Source organism: Nostoc sp. CMAA1605 (assembly GCF_021596505.1).
GTDB lineage: Bacteria > Cyanobacteriota > Cyanobacteriia > Cyanobacteriales > Nostocaceae > Trichormus.
The window spans coordinates 26,282-51,694 of record NZ_PJIZ01000028.1 but is presented as its reverse complement, the minus strand read 5'-3'; the positions used below and the strand labels follow the sequence as shown (position 1 = coordinate 51,694).

13 protein-coding genes and 2 pseudogenes are annotated in these 25,413 nt (G+C 39.4%); 13 read left to right on the top strand and 2 right to left on the bottom strand.

Annotated elements, in window-relative coordinates:
* The first annotated feature begins 181 nt into the window (after window positions 1–181).
* The 7 genes and pseudogenes from CV014_RS12295 (at window position 182) to CV014_RS12265 (ending at window position 11,541) form a co-directional block, all read left to right on the top strand.
* Window positions 182–1,324, top strand: a complete 1,143-nt coding sequence (locus CV014_RS12295) for a PPC domain-containing protein (protein ID WP_236142288.1) — start codon at window positions 182–184, stop codon at window positions 1,322–1,324.
* 31 nt (window positions 1,325–1,355) lie between these two features.
* Window positions 1,356–2,753: an amidohydrolase gene (locus CV014_RS12290; RefSeq protein ID WP_236142287.1), complete on the top strand. Its 1,398-nt coding sequence runs from the start codon at window positions 1,356–1,358 to the stop codon at window positions 2,751–2,753.
* Between the two features lie 332 nt (window positions 2,754–3,085).
* On the top strand, window positions 3,086–3,589 hold the full coding sequence (locus tag CV014_RS12285) for a tetratricopeptide repeat protein (protein WP_236142286.1): 504 nt from the start codon (window positions 3,086–3,088) through the stop codon (window positions 3,587–3,589).
* 196 nt (window positions 3,590–3,785) lie between these two features.
* Entirely contained in the window at window positions 3,786–5,141 is a 1,356-nt protein-coding gene (locus CV014_RS12280; protein ID WP_236142285.1) for a CHAT domain-containing protein, read from the top strand.
* Window positions 5,142–5,166: 25 nt separating this feature from the next.
* Window positions 5,167–8,307, top strand: a complete 3,141-nt coding sequence (locus CV014_RS12275) for a CHAT domain-containing protein (protein ID WP_236142296.1) — start codon at window positions 5,167–5,169, stop codon at window positions 8,305–8,307.
* A gap of 106 nt (window positions 8,308–8,413) precedes the next feature.
* Window positions 8,414–9,112 (top strand): annotated as a pseudogene (locus tag CV014_RS12270) (CHAT domain-containing protein); the annotation flags it as partial.
* A 275-nt stretch (window positions 9,113–9,387) separates the two neighbouring features.
* Complete coding sequence (locus CV014_RS12265; RefSeq protein WP_236142284.1) at window positions 9,388–11,541, top strand: S8 family serine peptidase; 2,154 nt, start codon at window positions 9,388–9,390, stop codon at window positions 11,539–11,541.
* Between the two features lie 424 nt (window positions 11,542–11,965).
* Here the strand turns inward: CV014_RS12265 and CV014_RS12260 are convergent.
* A pseudogene (locus CV014_RS12260) lies at window positions 11,966–12,568 on the bottom strand (Uma2 family endonuclease).
* Between the two features lie 121 nt (window positions 12,569–12,689).
* Here CV014_RS12260 and CV014_RS12255 point away from each other — a divergent pair.
* The 6 genes from CV014_RS12255 to CV014_RS12230 all read left to right on the top strand — a co-directional run bounded on the left by CV014_RS12255 (window position 12,690) and on the right by CV014_RS12230 (window position 23,846).
* A complete protein-coding gene (locus CV014_RS12255) occupies window positions 12,690–15,728 on the top strand; it encodes a CHAT domain-containing tetratricopeptide repeat protein (protein ID WP_329608383.1) in 3,039 nt (1,012 codons plus the stop codon).
* A 111-nt stretch (window positions 15,729–15,839) separates the two neighbouring features.
* Entirely contained in the window at window positions 15,840–18,119 is a 2,280-nt protein-coding gene (locus CV014_RS12250) for a caspase family protein (RefSeq protein ID WP_236142282.1), read from the top strand.
* A 76-nt stretch (window positions 18,120–18,195) separates the two neighbouring features.
* Window positions 18,196–18,504, top strand: a complete 309-nt coding sequence (locus CV014_RS30395; protein WP_329608381.1) for a helix-turn-helix domain-containing protein — start codon at window positions 18,196–18,198, stop codon at window positions 18,502–18,504.
* 294 nt (window positions 18,505–18,798) lie between these two features.
* A complete protein-coding gene (locus CV014_RS12240; RefSeq protein ID WP_236142281.1) occupies window positions 18,799–21,513 on the top strand; it encodes a peptidase domain-containing ABC transporter in 2,715 nt (904 codons plus the stop codon).
* A gap of 16 nt (window positions 21,514–21,529) precedes the next feature.
* Window positions 21,530–23,038, top strand: a complete 1,509-nt coding sequence (locus CV014_RS12235) for an HlyD family efflux transporter periplasmic adaptor subunit (RefSeq protein WP_236142280.1) — start codon at window positions 21,530–21,532, stop codon at window positions 23,036–23,038.
* Window positions 23,039–23,102: 64 nt separating this feature from the next.
* Window positions 23,103–23,846, top strand: a complete 744-nt coding sequence (locus tag CV014_RS12230) for a peptidylprolyl isomerase (protein WP_236142279.1) — start codon at window positions 23,103–23,105, stop codon at window positions 23,844–23,846.
* 57 nt (window positions 23,847–23,903) lie between these two features.
* On the opposite strand, the gene CV014_RS12225 is transcribed toward CV014_RS12230, so the two are convergent.
* Window positions 23,904–25,256: a tetratricopeptide repeat protein gene (locus CV014_RS12225; RefSeq protein ID WP_236142278.1), complete on the bottom strand. Its 1,353-nt coding sequence runs from the start codon at window positions 25,254–25,256 to the stop codon at window positions 23,904–23,906.
* Between the last annotated feature and the right edge of the window lie 157 nt (window positions 25,257–25,413).

Sequence of the window (25,413 nt, the reverse complement as noted above, 5' to 3'; positions counted from 1 at the left end):
AATTTAATACATTTCTACCTTATTGAACTTGACAAAAAATCTATTTTATGAGTGAAGAATTTATGCTTTTATTAGAAGAGACAAAAATAAATTTATATCGTTAAAGAAAATAAAATTTTGACTAGAAATATCTGGAGATTTTCGATAAATAAATTTTTGTGCCAAATGTGAGGAGTGACTAATGAGAAAGCTACATAATCAAAAGAAAATTGCAAAATTCAAATTGTTTTTCATTTATGGCATGAGTTCTAGTTTGCTCATCTCCAGTCTGATTCAGCCAATTCATGGGGAAGTTTTGGCAGAAAACAGAGAGAAATTTGTGACTGCGTCACTACCAATAGATGATCCAACTTTAAAAGAAGGGATTAATGAGATTCAAGTCCCTGAAACTACTACAACTCCAGCCAATCAAGCACCCATTAAACCACCGATCGCACCTAACCCTCCAGCCAATCCGACGATAGCTAACACTAGAGATGCTAATACTAGCTCCAACAACCGAGCTAATGTTAACAATCAAGCTGCCAACAATAACACAAATGTCAATAATAGGAATACTAACACTACCAATAACAGACGTAATTCTCGGAATCGTCAACGAGTAATTGCCACTAATTCTACATCGAGACAACCGACTTATAGAGATATTGATTTTGTCAATATTCCTTTTGGGATTCTATCTCCTGGTGATTTTCTGTCTGAAGGTAGATATGTGCATTTTTATAGATTTGAGGGTCAAGAAAATCAGGTAATTCAACTCAGACTGACAGGTAGTGTAGATCAACGGCGCAGCAATAACCTGAGTTTAAGACCTTATATGTTTTTGTTTGATCCCGATAATAATGTCATCTTGCGCCGGAGTAGTTCAGACAATAGTAAAAGCATTAGGGATGCTTCCATATTTGCCAAATTACCGAAAAAAGGCGTTTACACGATAGCAGTTACTAGCCAAAATCCTGGAGATATAGGACGTTATACTATAGCTTTGAGAAATGATCGCGCTAGCTACATTGAAGATGACTTTACTGAATTGACTGCTAGTAGTCCGACTCTGAAAAATGGTAGTCCCTACAATGTCACCAAATTGGAAGGGAAAAAAGGTCAACTTGTCAGTATTCGTGTAGATAGCGTTTTAGAAGAATTTTCTCCGTTTATAGTTTTATTAGATGCTCAGGGAAGGGTAGTATCTTCAGATAATGACCGAGAAGGTAAATATAGTGCTTTAATTGATCGAGCTAAGTTACCGGCGGATGGTACTTACTATGTAGTGGTAACTTCCAAAACGCCTAATCAAAGTGGTAGATATCGGTTGACTGTGTTCTAAATTTGTTGGCTGTTCACTGGAAATATAGGTGATGAATTTTACTATCCAAAATGTATTGATAGCGGCTGAGGAAAGTTACACCACCACCGATGTACATATTATAGAAGGGAAAATTGCGGCGATCGCTCCCAACTTAAATATCATCGGTACAGTAATTGATGGTAGCAATAAACTGTTGCTACCCGGTTTTTTTAATGCTCACACCCATTCCTCAGAAATGTGGCAACGGGGCATTATGTCAGCTTTGCCCCTAGAATTATGGTTAGCGGAATTATATGATTTCGCGCCCCTGGATACTGAGCAAGTTTATTTGAGTGCTTTAGGAACAGCCGTAGAAACCTTGTTATCTGGCGGTACAAGTGTTGTAGATCATCTGGTGTTAATTCCCGGACAAGAATTAGAAACCATCGCCTGTGCGGTGCGTGCTTATCAAGAAGTGGGAATTCGGGCTTTTGTCGCGCCTTTAATTCAAGATGAATCTTTAACTGCGGGAATACCTAATGGAGAATCTACACAAACCCATGAACCGTTTTTCCGTAGTACAGCCGCAACGCTAGAAATGATTGAAACAGCAATTAAACAGTTTCACCATCCAGAAGCAGGGATAAATATTTTAGTTGCACCTACGGGGATACAATTATGTACAGATGGGTTATTTGAGGGATGTATTGAGTTAAGCGATCGCTATAATATTTGTCGTCACTCTCATTTACTCGAAACTCAAGCCCAAGCCAAACTCGCCCAAGAAAAATACGGTTGTAGTGCTGTTACCCATCTTAAACAAATTGGTTACTTGAGCGATCGCACTTCCTTAGCCCATTGTGTTTGGTTAGATGATGCAGATATCGCTATCCTTGCAGAAACCCAATCAACAGTAGTTCACAACCCCTTGAGTAATTTACGCTTAGGTAGCGGCATCGCCCCCATTTTAAAATATTGCCAAGCTGGGGTAAACGTCACTTTTGGTTGTGATGGTGCTTCTAGTAACGACTCCCAAGACTTATTAGAAGCCATCAAAATCGGCTCTATTTTACACAACGTTACAGATTTTGATTATCGCCATTGGATTACACCCCGAAAAGCCGTAGAAATGGCTGCTTTAGGCGGTGCAAAGGGGTTAAATATGGCAGATCAACTGGGATCTCTCACCGTAGGCAAACAAGCCGATTTGGTACTCTATGACCTCACCAATTTATCATTACTACCACGAACCGACCCCATTGGGTTATTAGTTTTAGGTCGTCCCAGCAATGTTGTAGATAGTGCGTGGGTGAATGGTAAGCAAATTATTGCTGATGGAAAGGTGACAACGATTAACGTTGATGAACTACGACAAGAACTATTTAACCGCAGCCAATGGACTACTCAACGTCAGTCGCCAACTGTAGCGCAAATTGAGGCGCATTATCGTCAAGTCATGGGGTTGTAAGGGACTATGAAAAAGTAGGGGAGCAGGGAGCAAGGGGGCAGGGAGAAAAATCACTCCAATTGCGGGTTTTAGCGTACCCATCTGGAGAAGCTACGCGCAGCGTCTCGTAGAGAAGCGGAACGTAGTTCGGTTTGTATTTTTAGTTCCCTCTGCCCCCTGCCCCTTTTCCTCTTTTTGACTGAGACAGCCTCAAAGCCCCGAATTTGTTTAAGAATTTGGGGTTTTTTGATTTCTCAGTAAATTTTTGCATAACCTCCAAATCTCCAGAAATATATTCCTATGAAAGCAAGTTAATAGTCCTATTGAATTTGAATATTTAAGGAGAAATTGCTATGAACAGCTTAAAATTAGCAGCAAGTATAATTGTATGCACAACATTAGCTTTTACACCCAAAGCTGAAGCTAAAAACTTATTGAATCATCAGCAAATCCCTACATCTCAAGTAACTGCACAATCTACAGAGTCTGAAGTTTACGCTGACTTACAACGAGGTATTGATTTACTTGAAGGGAAAAACTATCAAGCAGCCATCGAAAAATTTACCCAAGTTTTAGAAGCTGACCCCAATAATATTTATGCTTACGTTGGCAGAGGTGTTGCCAAGATATATATAGAGCAATATCAGGCTGCCAATGCAGATTTTGATGCAGCTTTAGCCATTAATTCTAATATTGGTTTAGCCTACTATTTTCGAGGTATTAGCAACTATTATTTAAGAGATAAAAAAGCAGCGATCGCAGATTTTCGTCAGGCATCTGTACTATTTAAAAAAGAGGGCAAATTAGATTTAGCGCAAAAAGCTGATAGTGCCATTAAAGAGATAGAAGCTAGCTAAATTATAGCATAATTTTTAACTATTACGTTAACTGTTGACAGTTTAAAATATAAACGTCAACAGTTAACAATACAAATTTTTATTGAAATCTGTGAAAGTCGATAAGAAGCGACTAACCTCAAATAACGTCAGTGATTTCCATCGCTATCAATGTGAAAAATAACTCAAGCAACTTTCTGTGTCTGTGCATCATAATATGTCAAAAAAATACATCAATATCAATTACATCAAATCAACTAGCTGTATTCTGATTACAAATATCTGTTTATTCACCAAAGTTGCTGCACAATCTACAGATTTACCAACCCAAACATTACAAAGACAACTCATTTTACAAAACAACTATCCAGCAGCTTTAGAAATTTCTGAACGCAGCCGCAACCGTTCATTAATCAATCTTTTGTCTAAACAAGCAATTAACCCAATCAGTACCCAGCAAATTAAACAAGTGGCAAAACAACAAAATGCTACACTGGTACAATACACTATCATTAATGACGCAGTTACCATTGCAGGTAAAAAGCAAACTCAAGCATCAGAAATTTATATTTGGTTGATCAAGCCTACAGGTGAAGTTGCCTTTCGCAGTATTGAATTAAAACCTTTTTTCCAACAAGAAAATACATCTCTATCACAATTAATTAATAGCAGTCGTCAATCTCTCGGTGTAACTAGTGATTACACAAAAGGTATTATCAAAGTAACTCCCACACACACTATTAACTCTCAAAGAAAACTACAAAAACTCCATCAATTATTAATTGCACCCATCGCCGAATTATTACCCGAAAAAGCAGACGCACATATTATTTTTATTCCCCAAGGAGAATTATTTCTCGTACCTTTCGCCGCCTTGCAAGATAGCAAAGGTCAATATTTAATTGATAAACATACCATTGCTACTGCACCCTCAATTCAAGCAATAGACTTACTCTATCAACGTCAGACTTTACGCAAAACACTTCCAGAAAATGTGCTGATTGTCGGTAATCCTACTATGCCTGATGTTGCTTTAGATGCTATGCCTGGTGCAGAACAAGAAGCAAAAAACATTGCTGATATATTTAACACCCAAGCACTCATAGGTGATGCAGCCACAGAAACCGCCGTAGTCGCAAAAATGTCTCAAGCCAAAATTATTCATTTAGCTACCCAAAACGGATGCAGTGATTCCTCAAAAAGCCTGTGTGGGTTAACTTTTGCATCATCATCACAAGACAACGGTTGGCTCACATCTGAAGAAATTCTAAACTTAAACCTCCAAGCCGATTTAGTGGTGCTGAGTGCAGGTGATACAGCATTAGGTAAAATCACTGCTGATGGTGTCATCGGCTTATCTCGTTCATTCTTTGCGGCTGGGGTTTCCAGCGTCATTGGCTCTTTATGGACTGTATCAGATCGGGAGACGGCTTTTTTGATGACAGCGTTTTATCAACAACTCAGTAAAAACCCAGACAAAGCAGCAGCCTTGCGTCATGCGATGCTAGAAACTAAGAAAAAATACCCAAATCCGAGCCATTGGGCTAGTTTTACCCTCATTGGTTTGCTGTAGCGATAGTAGCTGGTTGGAGGTTTTGATGATCTACCGTTGGCGAAGTTTCACAATATTATCTTTGGTACTGTGTCTGACATTTGACGTTGCTGGATGGGAGTTAAAACCGTTATTTGCATCACAGGTATTAGCACAAAACCAAGATAGCCGCAAAATTGAAGCCGATAAACTACTCCAACAAAGTGAGGAACTCAGCGAAAATAATCAACCCCAAGCAGCTTTAAAAACTGTTCAGCAAGCTTTATCTATTTATCGGAAAGTTAAAGACAAACAGGGGGAAGGTAAAGCACTGAATTATCTGGGCAATATTTATTCTGATGGGTTAGATGAATATAATCAGTCCATTAATTACTATCAACAAGCTTTGAAAATTGCGCGAGAAAATAATGATTTTAGCTTAGAAGTGAGGGCTTTAAGTAATTTAGGTTTGACTAAATTTCAGTTAGGCAATTCCCAAACTGCTATTGAAGACTGTGAGCAAGCATTAGCGGTAGCACGAAAAAATCAGCACTATGAAACAGAAGCACTTGCTCTCAAATGTTTGGGAGCAATTTATATTATTAATGATACTACCAAAGGTCTTGATTTCACTGAACAAGCTTTGATTGTTTTAGAAAAAGCTAATGGTTCTCCTGACGATAAACGCCACCAAGATAAACTCAAAACCAGTATTTTAATTTCTCTGGGAAATCTTTATTACGCTTTGGGTGTAGCTAAACTCTATGATAAAGATCCGACTGGAGAGCAGTTATTAACTAAATCTTTAGAAGATTATCAACAGGCTCTGAAAATTGCTCAAAAAATAGGCGATCGCCCTAAGCAGGCAAAAGTATTATTAGGTATAGGTGATATATATCAATTTCAAAGTCAATACCCTCAAGCCGAAGCCACATTTCAAGAAGCTTTGCAAATTTTACAGTCTAATCAAAACTGGCAGTCTCAATTAAGAGAAGTACACAACAAATTAGGTAATTTATATCTTAGATGGAGTAAACAAGAACAGGCACTAAAATATTATCAAAAAACCTTGGAAATCATCACAACAGAAAAATTTTACTCCCCCTTACAAAAACTTAGATTAGATATAGACCAAGGGTGGATATTAGCAAATATTGGTAATATTTATGCCTATACAAATCGGTATGAAAAAGCATTAAAGACATATCAACAAGCATTTGATGTTTGGCAAACTGCACGTAATGATTCCCAGAAAATTATTAACCCGCAAAAACAAATTAGCGAGATAAGTATTACTCGCGGTATGCAGATGATTAATCTCCAAAGATGTACAGTCTACACATTTATCGGGCAAGATGAAAAAGCTAAACAATTTTGTCAAGCTGCTAACAACATTTCTGAACAGAATATCTCACCAACAAAATCTCATAAATCACCTTCAGAAATAGCTAAAGCCCGCCAAAAATTAAATAATGCACTAAAAAAATTAGAACAGGCACAAATTTTAGGTAGTCCAGACTTGATAGCTTTTGCATTAGCTCAAACTGGTGAAGCCTATTCTAACTTAGAGGAATATAAACTAGCTGAGGAATATTTTCAAAAAGCCTTAGCCTTGATTCAAACAACTGATACTCTGCAATTTAAACCATATATCTTTATAGCTGCGGGAGTATTTTATGAACAACAAAAACAATATGATGTGGCATTGAAGTATTATCAGCAATCTGGAGAATTTGCCAAACAAGCTGGTGATAAATTACAAGAAGCCAACGTTTTGAGACAGATAGCTCTAACTAACTTGAATATCAATGAACTACCCCAGGCTACTATAGCTTTATATGGAGCAATAGATATTTTTGAATCAATTCGTAATAATCTATCTGATCCTAATCAAATTAGCATTTTTGAAACGCAAATTTCTGTCTATAATCTGTTACAAAAAACCTTAATTAGACAAAATAAATTTCAAGAAGCCTTAGCAGTTGCAGAAAGGAGTAGAGCTAGAGCTTTTATCAATTTACTTACATCAAGAGTAACAACACAAAATGAGTTGACAATCAATTTTGATTACTTAAATATATTACCACCAGCAATTACAGACATTCAAGAAATAGCTCAAGAGCAAAAAGCCACAATCGTACAATATACAGTACCCGATTCTGGCATTCAGAATCATCAAGATAATAATCAGCAACTAAATATTACAGAAATTTATATTTGGGTAATTAAACCCAATGGTGAAATTAGTTTTAAGCAAGTGAATCTCGATGCACTAAATATATCATTAGAAGATTTAGTCAACGATAGTAGACTATCTATAGGTAGTGGTGGTAGAAATATTAGAATCGAAAGAAAAACTGCACCTAATTCTCAAGCCACTTTACAAAAATTACATGAGATATTAATTACACCCATAGCATCTTATCTCCCCACTAACCCAGAAGAAAAAGTTATTTTTATCCCCCATAATTCATTATTTCTAGTTTCCTTTGCAGCACTGCAAGATAAAAATGGGAAATACTTAATTGAAAAACACACAATTCTCACTGCACCAGCAATTCAGGTTCTCGATTTAACTCGTCAACAACGACAAAAAGTCACAGGTAAAAACGTGTTAGTGATGGGTAATCCTATCATGCCCAAAGTCGGAAATCCACCTATTCAACTTAAACCGCTTCCAGGCGCACAGAGAGAAGCATTAAATATTGCTAATTTATTCAATGTTAAAGCTATCACTGGTAAAGATGCAACCACAGCAGCATTGAAACAAAGATTGTCAACTGCTAGAATTATTCATTTAGCGACACATGGATTATTAGATGATCCTAGTCAAAACATTCCTACTGCTATAGCTCTTACTCCTACTAATAATGACGACGGTTTACTTACCCCAAAAGAAATTCTAGATTTAAAAATCAACGCTGAGTTAGTAGTTTTAAGTGCGTGTGATACAGGTAGAGGAAAAATTACTGGTGATGGGGTAATTGGATTATCTCGTGCTTTGATTACGGCTGGTGCATCGAGTGTAATTGTCTCATTATGGGCTGTTCCTGATGCACCTACATCAGAATTAATGACGGAATTTTATCGCCAGTGGGAAAAAAATTCTGATAAGGCTGTGGCGTTAAGAAATGCCATGCTGATAACGATGAAAAAACACCCTAATCCAATAGATTGGGCAGCATTTACTTTAATTGGTGAATCTTAGTTACTAAATTTCATACATAGAAAATCAATTAATGGAGTTTTAGTAATTATGAATAAGATATTTTTTATGAAAAAATATTTAATTTTTCTCACTTATATTATGGCTATATCTCATCCAAAAACATACTATTCTCACCGCCCCAGCAATTCAAGTATTAGATTTCACGCGTCAACAAAAATTAGGTGTGGGAAATGGAGAGGTATTAATAGTAGGTAATCCCACCATGCCCAAGGTAATTTTAGAACCAGGAAAGCCAGCAGAAAAACTCACATCCTTACCTTGGGCGGAAAAAGAAGCGCGAGAAATCGCTGCTAAGTTCAATACTCAAGCATTAGTCGGTGATGAAGCCACCAAAACCACAATTGTCAACAAAATGACACAGGCTCGAATCATTCATTTAGCTACTCACGGCTTACTTGATGATAACCGAGGCTTGGGCAGTGCGATCGCTCTTGCACCCTCCAGCACTGACAACGGTCTGTTGACGGCGGAAGAAATCCTCAATCTGAAGTTGAATGCAGATTTAGTAGTGTTAAGTGCTTGCGACACCGGACGCGGACGCATCACTGGGGATGGTGTCATCGGTTTATCTCGTTCTTTAATTAGTGCAGGTACACCCAGCGTTATTGTTTCCTTGTGGGCTGTTGATGATAATTCCACATCTTTTTTGATGACAGAGTTTTATAAGAATCTCCAACAACAAGATAAAGCCACCGCTTTACGTCAAGCCATGCTGACCACGATGCAAAAATATCCCCAACCTAGAAATTGGGCTGCTTTCACCTTAATTGGGGAATCAAAGTAACCAAAACAATTGTCAATTCGCAATTCGCAATTCGCAATTAAAATGCACGACTATCTAATTGGATAATTGTTAATTAATGGATTTCAAGCCCCGACTGATTGTAATTGCGAATTGCGTAGCTTGCTTCCCACGATGGCGGGTACTGGTAATTGCGAATTGGTTTGACATTTTGAATCTGAACACAAGCATCTGCGTTCTAGGGAAATTTTTACATAACCTCGCTATGCAGGGAGATATTACGTCCTAACAATTATTTTTACAAAGACAATCACACCATGAACCGCATTACATCTAGTCTCTTAATCACTGGTTTTATTTACTCTAGCTTGGGTGTATTCTCTCTTGCACCACAAAAAACAGCCGTTGCTCAATCTTCAGAAAGTGGTGATTTATTTTACCTGTATAAAGGGCAACGTATCCCATTAAATCAGCGTCAAGATGCGATCGCGGTTTCCTTTAAAAAGGGTCGTACCCGTGATATTAGCGCACCTCCTTTGTATCTCCAACTCCAGCAAGACTTACAACTTGGAAGTCGCAGCACTACACCCCCTCGTGTGAGTCCTTTAGGTGAAGACTACGCCCTAGTGAGTTTACCGAAAGATACCCCAATTAATATTGAACAGCGCATTCAAAAGCAAGCGTATGTAGAGAACACCTTCCCAGTTCTCAGTCGTCAAACCACTAAGGAAGTCATCGTTCTTCCCAATGAAATTATCGTCAGCTTTGACCCCAAACTCTCCCAAAGCCAAAGACAAGCGATTTTACAGCAAAACAAACTAGCTATTGTGCGTCCCCTGCGCTTTTATCGCGATCGCTATCTCGTTAAATCCACTGAGGCGACTGGTACAAAAATTCTCAACGTTGCCAACCAATTAACCAACGTCAAGGGGATCACATCCGTATCCCCCAACTTTATCCAATCTGTCACTGAGCAGAATCTCGAAGCTGCGACAAAACAAGTCGCCAATCTGCAAGGGATTGGGGATTGGAGACTGGGAACTGGGAATAAGAGTACACCCCAATCCCCAGTCACTAATCCCCAGTCCCCCTTAATCGGACTAGCATGGCATCTTAATAGTTCACCTCTCAAACAATGCTTATTACAACCCCTATCTAGTTGGGAGGGATTGCAAGATTGTTTACAACAAGCCAATGTAGCTAATAAATCTACAGTTTCTCGTACAGATGTACGTGTTACCGAAGCTTGGAAACTCAGCAACGGCGGACGCGGTGTCGTTGTGGCTGTGATTGATAGCTTAATTCAATGGGATCATCCTGATTTGGCTGATAGTCTTTATACTGTCAAATCTGCGGATAAATGCCCAAATGAAATTCACGGCTGGGATTTTTCCAGTGGTGGGAATAGTCTTGAACCCTGCGAAATCGGTGATGATGATACCCGTATCAGCCGTACTGAACTAGCTATTCTCAGAATCAGATTTCAAGATACTTTCAAACTCTCCGATGCAGAACTAGTCCAGCAGTATCCCTTGGAAGCATTGGAGATTAAACAAACTTACCCCAATTATTCTTTAACACAAATCGCTCAGGTATTACGTTACGTTTTTCGCACAGATAAAGTTGGCGGAGAATTTCATGGGACTTGGGTAAGTGGTGTGATTGCGGCTCAACCCAAGGATAATCAAGGACTAGTAGGTGTTGCGCCGAATGCGAAAATTTTACCTGTGCGGTTGTTTGGATTGAATGGGAGTTATATCCCTTCTAACTATATAGAAGCCATTGGTTATGCAGCCGATCGCGGTGCTGATATTATCAATCTCAGCTTGGGTAGTACACTTCCTAGTGCTGGAGAAGAAGAAGCGATCGCGGAAGTTCTCCGCAACTATCCTAAACTGGTAATTGTGGCGGCGGCTGGTAATGCTAACTCCAGCCAAGTAGCCTATCCTGCGGCTTATCCAGGAGTATTGTCTGTAGGAGCAACCAATATTTTAGGCGATCGCGCCTCCTATAGTAACTACGGCAAAGGCTTAGATGTAGTCGCACCAGGAGGAGAATTGAGTACACCCGGATTACTCGGCGGTATTCCCACCACTGGCGGAACTTGGCTAGAACCCTTTTGGCAAGGAATACCCAACCCTACCTCTCGTTGGTCTGCGGTGGTAGATCCCCGTGGTAAATATTGGTGGGTACAAGGGACATCCTTCTCCGCACCAACCGTAGCCGGAGTTGTGGCGTTAATGAAAGGAGAAGACCCCCAAAAGCGTCTGAGTAGACAACGCTTAGTCAACATCCTCACATCTACAGCCAGCTATCAAGGGCTAAATATATCCGATGGGGATGCTAGATTATACCGTTCCCAGAGACGCAAAGGCGCAGTTTCCTCTGCTGTTAAAGGTCAACAATACTTTTTCGGTAGAGGTTTGGTGAATGCTGAAGCCGCAGTGCAAGCGGTGAAAAAACAACGGTAATACCAATTAAAAATGGCGTTGTTGCGTGAATAGGCCAAATGGTAAATTTTACTGGATTTGTTTGATGATTAGAAAAGGGATACAAATACTCTTGTATCCCTCGTAAGCAGGTAATATGCAACTTGATCTATTAATAGGAATTACTTGAATCAAAGATGATGTTTTTATTATTAATTGAGACTCATACCAATGTCAAAAGACAGACTGTCACCGGAGAAGAAAAGGGTCAGGGAGAAAAGGGGATTCCTATAGGTAATATTCTTTAAAGATTCAGGAATAGTTTGAGAATCTAGGTTTTCAATCCAAAATCCAAAATCCAAAATTGGTATTAAGTATAAATGCTGAATATATATTAGGCGTAGTCAACCAACATTCAAAGTTCTTGGTTTTGTTGGGTTTTACTTTGTTTCACCCGACTCACACTCTACAGTTGTGGGAAAATTCGGCTCAAATCTAATAAGACATCTGCAAATCCAGGAATGACTACTGAGTGATGGGGTAAAAATATCTGCTTGCTGAGGTAATTAAATTCACCTTGGGCGTTTTGATAGGGTTGGCTGTAACACTCAAGTTGGCGAACATTTAAATTAACAATCCAATAATCAGAGATTCCGGCTTCTGCATAGACTTCTAACTTTGTTGTTTGGTCGTAATTTAGGGTTGAGTCGGAAATTTCAATCACTAATAAAATATCTTCGGGATAGGGATGATGGGGAAGATAATCTTAATCTTTGCCGCGTGCGATCGCCACATCTGGTTCAGGTTCACTGTGATTTGGTAAAGTAATCGGATCTTGTCCACGAATCACGGCGCGATCGCCTAATAATCGATCCAGTTGTCTACAAAGTCGAGTTTTGCAGAATGTATGAGATGTGCCTTTGGCTACCGTCTGAATTAGTTCTCCCCGAATCAACTCAATACGTTCGGCTTTGCCGTCTCGAAGAGACTCACCCTCCTGGAGAAATCCCAGTTCAATCAGCCGATGATATTCATCAATCGTGAATCGCTTTGGTGTGACAATATTCATGAGACATCACCGATTAACTGTCATATAGCAATCCTATTTGATTTATCAACCACTTGCCGAATTTTGCATATCCAGCGATCGCCTAGAGATATATGTTGTTAAATTTCCCCCCTTAACTGTTATGCGTTCTCCAAAACCTTATTTAACGGCTATCACTCTAATTTTGGTTATCTCAGGAGCGATCGCAAATTTACCGATATTATTCTCAACACCGCAAGTATTGGCGCAAACACCACAAGACCGCAAAGCTGAAGCAGATAGATTGTTTCAGCAAGGTATTGAGCAATATCAAACCAGTCAATTTGAAGCGGCGTTACAGTCTTGGCAACAGGTATTAATTATTTACAGAGAAATCAAAACCCGTCTTGGGGAGGGTGCGACTCTGGGGAATCTGGGACTTGCTTACTATGCCCTGGGAGACTACAGCAAAGCTATTGACTACCACCAACAGAGCTTGGTGATCGCACAGGAAATTAAAGACCGTAACGGGGAAGGTGCGGCTCTGGGGAATCTGGGAATTGCTTACTATGCCCTGGGAGACTACAGCAAAGCTATTGACTACCACCAACAGAGCTTGGTGATCGCACGGGAAATCAAAGACCGTCTTGGGGAGGGACAATCTCTGGGGAATCTGGGAATTGCTTACTATGCCCTGGGAGACTACAGCAAAGCCATTGACTATCACCAACAGAGATTGGTGATCGCACGGGAAATCAAAGACCGTCTTGGGGAAGGACAATCTCTGGGAAATCTGGGAATTGCTTACGATGCCCTGGGAGACTACAGCAAAGCTATTGACTACCACCAACAGAGCTTGGCGATCGCACAGGAAATTAAAGACCGTAACGGGGAAGGTGCGGCTCTGGGGAATCTGGGAATTGCTTACTATGCCCTGGGAAACTACAGCAAAGCCATTGACTACCAGCAGCAGAGATTGGCGATCGCACGGGAAATCAAAGACCGTCTTGGGGAGGGACAAGCTCTGGGGAATCTGGGACTTGCTTACAATGCCCTGGGAGACTACGGCAAAGCCATTGACTACCACCAACAGAGATTGGCGATCGCACGGGAAATCAAAGACCGTAACGGGGAGGGTAAGGCTCTGGGGAATCTGGGAATTGTTTACGATGCTCTGGGAGACTACAGCAAAGCCATTGACTACCAGCAGCAGAGATTGGCGATCGCAAGGGAAATCAAAGACCGTCTTGGGGAGGGACAATCTCTGGGGAATCTGGGACTTGCTTACTATGCCCTGGGAGACTACAGCAAAGCCATTGACTACCACCAACAGAGATTGGCGATCGCACGGGAAATCAAAGACCGTCTTGGGGAGGGTAAGGCTCTGGGGAATCTGGGAATTGCTTACTATGCCCTGGGAGACTACAGCAAAGCCATTGACTACCACCAACAGAGCTTGGCGATCGCAAGGGAAATCAAAGACCGTAACGGGGAGGGACAAGCTCTGGGGAATCTGGGACTTGCTTACTATGCCTTGGGAGACTACAGCAAAGCTATTGACTACCATCAGCAGAGCTTGGCGATCGCACGTGAAATTAAAGACCGTCTTGGGGAGGGACAATCTCTGGGGAATCTGGGAATTGTTTACGATGCTCTGGGAGACTACAGCAAAGCTATTGACTACCACCAACAGAGATTGGCGATCACACGGGAAATCAAAGACCGTAACGGGGAGGGTACGGCTCTGAATAATTTGGGAGTAGCTCTCCAAAAATCTGGCAAACTTCCAGAAGCAGAAAAAATCCTGCGTGCTGGTATTGATGTGTGGAAATCCATCAGAGGAAACTTAGGAAGCAATGATGTCTACAAAGTTTCAATCTTTGAAGAACAAGCTCGCACCTACCGTACATTGCAACAAGTCTTAATTGCTCAGAATAAAACCAATGCAGCACTAGAGATTTCTGAGCAAGGACGTAGTAGAGCATTGGTAGATTTGTTAAATTCACGCTTGTCTGGTAAAAATACCCTGGAAAATCTAGAACCTACATTATCACTGCTACAACAAATTGCCAAACAGCAAAACGCCACGCTGGTTGAATATTCAATTATTTATAATGAGTTCAAAATTCAGGGTAAACAACAAACCAAAGACTCAGAACTCTACATTTGGGTTATTAAACCCACAGGTGAAGTTACCTTTCGCAAAGCCGACCTCAAACCCCTGTGGCAAAAAGAAAACACAAATTTAGAAAAACTTGTGAGTATGAGTCGTCAGTCTATTGGTGTGAGGGGACGCGGTGGTCTTAGTGTCAGTCCAAAACCTGATGCACCCAAAACCAAGCAAAGATTGAGCCGACTACATCAACTACTGATTCAACCCATCGCTGATGTTCTCCCCAAACAAGACAGCGAAAAAGTCATTTTCATCCCTCAAAATGAGTTATTCCTTGTCCCCTTCCCCGCACTACAAGATGAACGAGGCAAATATCTCATCCAAAAACATACTATTCTCACATCCCCGTCAATTCAGGTGTTAGAATCCACCCACAAACAAAGACAACGTTTAGGCACAAAACCCATCCAGGGGAAAGATACGCTGATTGTTGGTAATCCCACCATGCCCTTTTTCACACCTAAAATTGGTGAAACTCCGCAACAATTAACGCCTTTACCTGGTGCAGAAATTGAAGCCATAGCAATTAGCAAATTACTCAAAACCGAACCTCTAATTGGCAACAAAGCCACAGAATCAAATGTGGTGAAGCGTTTACCCCAAGCGCGATTTGTGCATTTAGCCACCCACGGCATATTTGATGATATTCAAGGGTTAAATAGTGCGATCGCTTTAACTCCATCGGGTCAAGATGATGGCTTATTAACAGCTTCGGAAATTCTTGATTTAAAACTGAATGCGGAATTAGTGGTGCTGAGTGCTTGCGATACCGGCAGGGGACGCATTTCTGGGGATGGGGTGATTGGGTTATCTCGTTCGTTAATTAGTGCGGGTGTCCCTAGTGTTTTAGTATCGCTGTGGGCAGTGCCAGACGCGCCTACAGCCCGATTAATGACGCAATTTTATCAAAATCTACAAAAAAACCCTAACAAAGCCCAAGCACTGCGTCAGGCGATGTTGACGACGATGAAAACAAACCCAAACCCCGTTGATTGGGCAGCTTTTACTCTCATTGGCGAAGCTGAGTAGATACTACAAATATATTTATACAACTGTTCTTTGTAATATTTTGCATAACCTCACACGACTCAGAAATACAATCCTTTGAAGCGACTTCAGCCAAGATATACGTAAAATTCTATGTCTTACATCAAACGCCGCCAATTTCTGCAATTCTCTGCTTCCACCCTCGCAACTTTGGGTTTGAGTCAGTTGGATATTATGCAGCAGGGTCATAATTTGGGTAAAGTTCTGGCTCAAAATACAGGACGTAAACTAGCTTTATTAGTGGGAATTAATCAATATCCTCAAAGCACAGGTTTAAAACCTCTATCTGGTTGCGTTACTGATGTGAGGTTGCAGCAAGAGTTACTCATTCACCGCTTTGGTTTTAAAGCTGAAGATGTGATGACTGTGACTAACCAACAAGCCACCCGTGAAGGTATTCTCAGCAAATTTGAACAACATCTGATTAATCAGGCTCGTCCTGGTGATGTGGTGGTATTTCACTTTTCTGGACATGGTTCGCGTCTGTATGACAGAGATGGCGATGCACCGGATGGACTCAACAGTGCTTTAGTTCCCGTGGATGGTCGATTGCCAGAAGGCTATCCATTCCAAGGCGGCTTTGTCAACCACATTATGGGGCATACATTATTTTTACTTATGTCTGCATTGAAAACCGAGAATGTCACAGTGGTGTTAGATTGTTGTCATTCTGGTGGGGGTAAACGGGGTAATTTGCGTGTCCGTGCTGTTGATGATGGAGAGTTATTAAAACCCAGTCTCGAAGAATTACTATATCAGGCTCAGTGGTGGGATAAGTTAGGAATGTCACGACAAGAATTTATCCAAAAACGTAGACAAACTGTGGCTAAAGGGGTGGTAATTGCTAGTGCTAGACGGGAACAATTAGCAGCTGATTTACCCTTTGGAGATTTCCATGCAGGAGCGTTTACTTACCTATTAACGCAGTATATTTGGCAACAAGTTGGCAAGGAACCGATCAATAGAGCGATCGCTAATGTGGGTCGCAGTACAAAAATCTTAGCTAGTCGGGAAGGCTACTATCAAGACCCAGAAATTGAGTCTAATCTCAATCCCCAAAATCCTCATCCACCCCTCTATTTTTTCCCTTTTCAAGCTATACCGGCAGAGGCTGTAATTACTCAAGTTAATAATAATCAGGCTCAGTTATGGTTGGGTGGCATTGATTCACAAAGTTTAGAAGCTTTTACTAATAATCCCCTCTTTTCAGTTGTGGATGCTCAAGGTAATGAAGTTGGATGGTTAAAGTTAGATTCGCGCCAAGGATTGGAAGGAAAAGGTACGTTAGTAAATACACGCAATGGTGCAATTCAAAATTTACAACCAGGCACTTTATTACAAGAACGGATTCGCAGTATTCCCAACAATCCCACTTTAAAAATCGGTATTGATGAATCTCTTAATCAAAAAACTGCCCAACAAGCTATCCAAGCTATGCAAGCAATTAAACGCATTGAACCGACAGCTTTAGGGAAACAGGAGGTGCAATATATTTTTGGGCAGATGACAGCAAATAAATTGCAACAACTCCAGAAATTAAAAATATCTAACCTGCCGAAAGTTGGTAGTTTTGGTTTATTTTTACCCAGCCAAGACCAAATTATTCCTAAGTCTTTTGGTGAAGTAGGTGAATCTGTAACAGATGCAGTCAAAAGGTTACAACCCAAGTTACAATCTCTGTTAGCTGCACGGGTGGTCAAGCAAATTCTAGGTAACACCAATTCGTCCCGGTTGAATGTAACTGTCTCGATGAATATTGCTGATAGTAATGAATTATTAGCAGAAACTTTTCCGGTACGGGGGACTAATAAAAAGTCTAATTCCTCTACATCTGCTGCATCTGTAAAAGTCTCGGAATCTGGATTAAGTCAACTATCTTTAGGTACTAAAATTGCTTTTAAAATTCAAAATAATGAGTCTCAACCTCTTTATCTGAGCATTTTAGTCATTGATGCAGAAGGAACGATGACAGTTATCTTTCCTAATAATTGGTCAGCGTCAGAAGATGCGGCTTTAATCGAAGCCAATCAAACACAACTAATTCCCCAGTTTGATGATGAATTTGTCTTAACTGCTGCTGAACCTCTAGGGGTTTCTGAGGCTTTAATTATTGCCAGTACCTCACCTTTAAGAACATCTCTCCAAGCATTACAAAAAATCGCTAGTCTGGCAGGGGTTAGTAATACTCGTCAACCCATTTCTACAAAACCTGACCAAATTTTAGATGTGACCAATAAGTTATTAGATGACCTAGATACAGGAACTCGTAGTGCTTTGAGAGGTCAAGAAGTCACTTTACCATCAGGTGTGCGGGGAATCGATACTCAAAAACTAGCAGCAATGGCGATCGCTTTTGAAGTTGTACCTTCTTAACATCTCCAATTTTCCCCAATTTCTCAGAATAATTTTCACAATCTAATTTGATTCTCTACCCAAGCTATAAAATATCATGGAAGCGGAAATCAAAGATGCAAATCTTCCCAATGGTCAATTATTGACACCTTTTCAACGCAAATTATTACTGAAAAATTTGACAGAAGATTTACCTGAGTTATATCGCCAACGTATTCAAATTATATTGTTGGCAGATGAAGGTAAATCACAAACAAACATCTGTCGTACCTTGGGATGCTGTCCTGCTACAGCCAGACATTGGATACATATTGCTCGGAGTGGAATGGCACACCAATGGCAAACTTCCCCAATTGGCCGTCCGAAAGCCGTCAATGAGGAATATTTAGAGCGTTTAAAACACTAGTTAGTGATAGTCCCCGTAATTATGGTTATGGTTTTCGACGGTGGACAGCAAACTGGTTAAGTAAGCATTTAGCTAAAGAATTTGGCTTTCAGTTAAGTGATTGTCACATTAAACGCTTACTCAAAACAATGGGTTTATCGACAAAATCTAAACCTGTTATCACCCCAGAAACTCCACCCCAAATATCTACCAATTCCCAGATTTCTATCGGTAATCTCAATAGTGAAACCTTGTTAAATGAGAGTGAAAGATTGCCGATTCATTTTTTGAAAATCAAGACAAATTCATAAAATTATGGTGCATGATTCATCCACAGCAGAAGTTTCTAGGGAACTTTTGCAAAATACGCTTGGCTATTCGCTGACTGAAACAGAATTTCGAGATATTCAACGAAAATTTAAATATCTAGAACCGAAAATTGGGAAATTTTGGCAAGGAATTGATGTAGAACCAGGTATTTATATTCTGCTTGGTGGTAAGGTCAGGTTATTAGATGAAACTGGCGAATTAATCACAACATTAGAAACTGGAGGGTATTTTGGCTGTTTTACTTTGTTTCCCGATGCCAAATTTATACCCTATGCAGCTAGAGCTAGTGCAAATTTACAACTTTGTTTTATATCTGGTGAAGTTTTATCACCCTTGATAACTAAATATCCCCAAATTCGTGAACATTTATGGTTACAAGCGCAAACCCTCAATTCTTTACTGACTAAATCTCACACTCCTATTTCAGAAAAGCCAGAACAAATTCCTGTTTTCTCTGACTCTACAACACAGATAAAACAGGATAAAAAGATTAGCAAAGCCTATTTTCCTAACCCTAGCCAAAAAGTTAGTCATTTGTGGCAAAAAGTCACTCGACGCTATCCTTTTTTTGCTCAACAGAGTTCATCTGATTGCGGTGCAGCTTGTTTAGTCATGATTGCACGCTATTGGGGAAAGCAATTTAGTGTGAACCTTTTGCGAGAATTGGCTAATATTGACCGCAATGGTTCATCTCTGCGTGGGTTGACAGTAGCAGCAGAAAGTCTGGGGTTGAATACTCGTCCGGTGAAAGCTAATTTTGAGCAGTTAGCACAACAAAAGTTACCTGCGATCGCCCATTGGCAAGGAAAACATTATATCGTTGTATACGAGATTACCACCAAACAAGTGATTATTGCTGATCCTGCGATCGGTCAGCTGACTCTCTCTCATCAAGAATTCCAAGCGGACTGGACTGGATATGCACTATTACTAGAACCAACCGCTTTATTCAAAGATGCACAAGAAAATACCACGCCTTTTTGGCAATTCTTTGAATTAATTAAACCTCATTCTGTGGTGATGTTGGAAGTATTTATTGCTTCCGTCTTTATCCAAATATTTGGACTAATCACACCCCTATTTACACAATTAATTTTAGACAGTGTAGTACAACAGAGTTCTTATGTGACCTTGTTGGCTGTGGGGTTAGGGTTGATGATGTTTAGCCTCTTCCGTGTAGCCATGATGGGATTACGGCAATATTTAATTGACCACACAGCCAATAAGATAAATGTCGCGTTGGTAGTAGCATTTATTCGTCACACTTTACGCCTACCTTTGAGTTATTTTGAAACTCGTTATGTCGGGGATATTATCTCTCGGTTACAGGAGAACAATAAAATTCAACGCCTACTTTCTGGTGAAGCATTATCCATCATCCTAGATTTATTGACTGTATTTGTCTATCTAGGGTTGATGTTTTGGTACAGTTGGCAAATGGCATTATTATCATTAGTGATTGTGCCGCCATTTTTCTTATTGGCGTTGATTGCTACACCCTTTTTACAAAGAATTTCTAGAGAAATATTTGATGCTATTGCCAAAGAAAGTAGTTATCTCATTGAAATTTTAACAGGTATCCGCACAATTAAATCTACATCCGTAGAACAAACAGTCCGTTGGCATTGGGAAGAGTTATTACAAAAAGAGGTCAAGAAAAATTTTGCTGGACAAGTAATTAGTAATCGCCTGCAAATTTTTAGTAATACTATTGAAGCAATGGTATCGACAGCCTTATTATGGTATGGAGCTAGTTTAGTAATTGCCAATCAATTATCCATTGGTCAATTAGTAGCTTTTAATATGCTCTTAGGTAATATTATTAAACCTTTCCAGCGATTAACTGTACTCTGGCATCAATTACAAGAGGTCATCATTTCCGTAGAACGTATTAACGATGTTTTAGATGCTGAAGCTGAGGAAGATTTACAACTAACAAATCGTCAATCAATTCCCCAAATCCAAGGGAATATTTGCTTTGAAAATGTTACATTTCGCTATCACCCAGATAATGAAGTCAATATTCTGGAAAATCTCAACTTTAAAGTTAAATCTGGACAAATAGTCGCCTTAGTAGGACGTAGCGGTTCTGGTAAAACTACAATTTCTAAACTCGCTTTAGGTTTATATCCACCTACCGAGGGCAGAATCTTGATTGATGGATATGATATTAACACTATTTCTCTACATTCTTTACGTCAGCAAGTAGGAGTAGTTGATCAAGATACTTTTTTGTTCGGGAATACAATTCGAGAGAACATTGCTTTAGGAAATCCAAATGCTAGTTTATCGGACATTAGAGAAGCTGCTAAATTAGCCGGTGCGGATGAATTTATTACAAAGTTACCGATGGGTTATGAAACCGAAATCGGGGAAGGTGGAGGGTTATTATCTGGAGGACAAAGGCAAAGAATCGCCATTGCTAGAGCTTTATTAGGTAATCCTCGCCTGTTGATTTTAGATGAAGCTACTTCTCATCTTGATACTGAATCAGAAAGAATAATTCAGCATAATTTAAAGCAAATTTTGCAAGGAAGAACAGCTTTAATTATTGCTCATCGTCTTTCTACTATCAAGAGAGCAGATTTGATTTTGGTGTTAGATAAAGGGTTGTTAATTGAGAGTGGTACACATGAGGAATTAATGGCGAAGCGTGGTCATTATTTCTATCTCAATCAACAACAATTAGGTGCGGAATAAAAATGTGAGGTAAAATATGACAGATGTAATAAATGGCAGAAAAATTCAAGATAATAATCAAGATGAGTTGATATCCGAAATAACCAGTCCAACAAATACAGATTGGTCTATCGCTACTAAAGAATTATTGGATAGCTTACCTCAAGTTTGGACGAGAGGATTACTGTATTTTTTAATCTTGGTTGTTTCTTTGGTTTTACCTTGGTCAATGTTATCTAAAGTAGATGAGACAGGTACAGCCAGAGGTAGAATTGAGCCTCAAGGTAAGACAATTAGATTAGATAGTGCTGTATCTGGTAAAGTTACAGAAATTCGAGTGAGGGAAGGTGATCAAGTTAAGGCTGGACAGAGTTTATTAATGTTAGATGCAGATTTAACTAAAACAGAATTACGGCAAATACAGGATAAATTAGAAGGACAATTAAACAGGCGATCGCAATTAAATTCCACTAAAAATCAGTTAGTAGTCGCCTTGACAACGCAAGAACAACAAAATCAATCCCAAGCTTTAGAAAAGCAAGCACAAATTGACCAAGCTAGACAAAATTTACTAGCTTTAAGAAATACCTATGATTTGCAAACATCAGAAAAACTAGCTCAATTAAATCAGGCTAGACAGAATTTTGAACATAGTAAAACAGCGAGTAAATTAATGGCAAGTAGTTTGGCGATCGCGCAAAAAGAAGAAGCCAGATATCGTAAACTATATCAAGAGGGAGTCATCCCAGAAATTAATTTCGTTGAAAAGCAAGAATTAGCCAAAGAAAAACAACAGTTATACGAACAAAGTCAAGCAGATATTCAACAAGCCAAGTTACGTTTCACAGAACAACAGAGTAGTTATGAACGAGTTGTCAAGCAAGGAAAGGCTGATATTACTCAAGCACAGTTACGTCTCAATGAACAACAACGCAGCTACCAAACTTTAAATCGTTCTGCTAAGTTAGCCTTATTGCGAATTGAAGAACAACAAAAGAATCTGCAAACAGAAATTACCACTCTAGATGCAGAAATTACTCAAACTCAAAGACAAATAGAATCCTTAAATATTCAGTTAGCGCAACGGGAATTAAAAGCACCAGAAAGTGGGAATATCTTTCAATTTCCCTTTTCTCAAGTTGGTGCTGTAGTCCAACCAGGAACTATGATTGCAGAAATCGCGCCTGTTGGTGCATCACTAATTGTGCGCGCACAAATCGCTACTACACAAAGCGGCTTTCTGCGGAAAAATTTACCAGTAAAACTCAAATTTGATGCTTATCCTTTTCAGGATTACGGTGTAGTAGAAGGAGAACTAGCTAATATTTCTCCTTCTACTACAGAAATTGACACTCCTACTGGTAAAGTTGCTGTTTATAACTTAGAAATCTCTTTAAAACAGCACTGTATTAAAAGTGGGAATAAGTGCATTCCTTTGCGTCCAGGTGATACAGCTACATCTGAGGTAATTGTACGCCAACGCCGAGTGATTGATTTTATCCTCGACCCATTTAAGCAACTGCAAACAGGCGGTTTAAAGCTGTGATAAATTTTTTGACTATTGACTGTTGACTACTGACTATTGACCTACCACACCATATCAAAATATCATGTCATACCCTATCACTATCACTAACAAAGATATCCTGAGACAAGTTAAATTGTCATGTCAAATACCTGAAATAACTCAACAGATTATCACACGCCAAATAATTGAAAATACTGCGAAGCAAGCAGCAATTAAAATTGAACCAGAAGAACTACAAAAAGCCGCAGATCAAATGCGCTTAGTGAATCATCTGTTAAACTCGGAAGAAACTTGGCAATGGTTAACAACACATCATTTATCTCTAGATGATTTTGAAGATATTGTCTACACAAGTTTATTATCTGGGAAGTTAGCTGTTCACTTATTCGCAGATAAAGTTGAACCATACTTTTATGCACATCAATCAGATTATCTAGGTGCGGTGATGTATGAGGTTATCTTAGATGATGAAGATTTAGGCTGGGAACTCTTTTATGCAATTAAAGCAGGTGAGATGAGTTATTTTGATGTGGCTTACAGATATATTCAAAATACGGAATTACGTCGCAAATGTGGATATTTAAGTTTAGTTAATCGTCAAAATCTCTCGCCGGAAGTTTCTACTGCTGTTTTTGCGTCTCAACCACCGCAAATCTTAAAGCCAATTGTGACGGCTAAAGGTGTGCATTTAATTTTTGTTGAGGAGATTGTGCAAAGACAACTAGATGATAAATTACATCAAGAAATAGCTGCACATTTATATTATGAATGGTTAAATTTACAAAGCCAACAAGTTGAATGTAATCTTCAGCTTGATGAAAGTTAATTTTGGGGGGTTGCTAGATCCCCAACTTCTTTGAGAAGTCGGGGATCTGGATATCTGCTAAATCATCACAGGTTCTCCCGCTTTTTTCAATGCAGAAGATGCTTCTGGGATGTAAGAAGTTCTGGGTTGACTAGCTATAGCTTTTTGCTGTTCTCTTAATTCGGATAGACGAATATTACTCCAATTTAGCAAAGCAGAATTACCCAAACGTGGAGCTAAATTATATAGTCTTTCCACCGCAGAAATAGCCAGTGAATCCATCTGAATAGAAGCTAAATAACAATCACAAGCTATGTCTAAATCACCTAGTTTTTCGTGACATTGACCAGCCATAAACCAAGCGATCGCAGTTCCTGGTGGCCCTAGCCTAGCAGCTGAACGATACATTTGAGCAGCTTCTGCAACTTTACCCTGTTTGATGAAAATTTCCCCCAATTGTAGACGATATCGAGAATAGAATGGTTCCATTTCCACTATCTTTTTAGCTCTGGCTTCAGCTAAATCGATATCACCTAACCATAATGCTTCTTTAGTACGACTTTCAAGCACAGTAATTAAATTTTCATGTGCGGTAATTTGCTCTCTTTCATTCTTATATTCGTGAATCAAACTCTCGGCTAAAGATTCACATAAATCCATTTCACGCACTACGGCTTCCCTATCTTTTTGCAACAAAGGTACAAACACAACTGCACGATAGTAGATGCTAGTAATTTGTTTATAGCTAAAATCATCCAAAGAAGATGTAAGATTTTTTAGTTCCTGTGTTGCTAGGGAACTCCAAAATTGAGTAGCGTTTAAATCACCGAATGTCTTAGCAGATAAAGCTACTAACTCTATAGCCGCATTCAAGCGAATTTTGCTCCCTGGTGGTGTATGATTAGCAATGTTCTGAAGTTCCTGGAGATTCTCCATACTACCACCGTCAGACCTAGCCATTAAAGCAGACATCGCCCGACAATAAGCTATTTTGGCACGGTTTAAACAATCAGCAATATCAGTATTAGAAAACTTTGGTGAATATTCTAGCACAGCATGATGTAAACATAAATTTGATAGGAGATATAAAACTCTTAGCTGAGTAGTAAGTGAGAGTTCTTGATAATGAATTAAGTAGTTACACAAATTCTGCCATCGCTCATTTCTTAACTCATCAGCTAATTCTAACGGGTTGTTTATCTGGTATTGAAATAAACCAGATTCGCGAATTAAAGATTCCCGAAATGAAATTGGATGAATAATAGTAACTGGGTTGATTAATATCGATTTTTCCGAGCAATTTAAATCTGCGATGAGGTTATTATAGCTGAACTCTATCGCTTGAATATGTAATGCACCTGCGTTATACTTTCCTAAGTCGAAATATGGGCGATTAACCCAAGTAGTAAATGAATTATCTAGCAAAGACATAAACTTTTAGGCAAGTAATTACAAATTTCATGGTTGAAGACCACAGTAACACTATCAAAATATTGACTAGTGCTACTGTGGCGCATAAATTAAGTTAATTAAAACAGCTACTTGATGTTATTCTAGAAATAACTATCAAGTATTTTGTTTTATCAAA

Coding starts and splice junctions, on each gene's coding strand:
- CV014_RS12295 (WP_236142288.1), top strand. CDS start 182: ATGAGAAAGCTACATAATCAAAAGAAAATTGCAAAATTCAAATTGTTT.
- CV014_RS12290 (WP_236142287.1), top strand. CDS start 1,356: ATGAATTTTACTATCCAAAATGTATTGATAGCGGCTGAGGAAAGTTAC.
- CV014_RS12285 (WP_236142286.1), top strand. CDS start 3,086: ATGAACAGCTTAAAATTAGCAGCAAGTATAATTGTATGCACAACATTA.
- CV014_RS12280 (WP_236142285.1), top strand. CDS start 3,786: ATGTCAAAAAAATACATCAATATCAATTACATCAAATCAACTAGCTGT.
- CV014_RS12275 (WP_236142296.1), top strand. CDS start 5,167: ATGATCTACCGTTGGCGAAGTTTCACAATATTATCTTTGGTACTGTGT.
- CV014_RS12265 (WP_236142284.1), top strand. CDS start 9,388: ATGAACCGCATTACATCTAGTCTCTTAATCACTGGTTTTATTTACTCT.
- CV014_RS12255 (WP_329608383.1), top strand. CDS start 12,690: ATGCGTTCTCCAAAACCTTATTTAACGGCTATCACTCTAATTTTGGTT.
- CV014_RS12250 (WP_236142282.1), top strand. CDS start 15,840: ATGTCTTACATCAAACGCCGCCAATTTCTGCAATTCTCTGCTTCCACC.
- CV014_RS30395 (WP_329608381.1), top strand. CDS start 18,196: ATGGAAGCGGAAATCAAAGATGCAAATCTTCCCAATGGTCAATTATTG.
- CV014_RS12240 (WP_236142281.1), top strand. CDS start 18,799: ATGGTGCATGATTCATCCACAGCAGAAGTTTCTAGGGAACTTTTGCAA.
- CV014_RS12235 (WP_236142280.1), top strand. CDS start 21,530: ATGACAGATGTAATAAATGGCAGAAAAATTCAAGATAATAATCAAGAT.
- CV014_RS12230 (WP_236142279.1), top strand. CDS start 23,103: ATGTCATACCCTATCACTATCACTAACAAAGATATCCTGAGACAAGTT.
- CV014_RS12225 (WP_236142278.1), bottom strand. CDS start 25,256: ATGTCTTTGCTAGATAATTCATTTACTACTTGGGTTAATCGCCCATAT.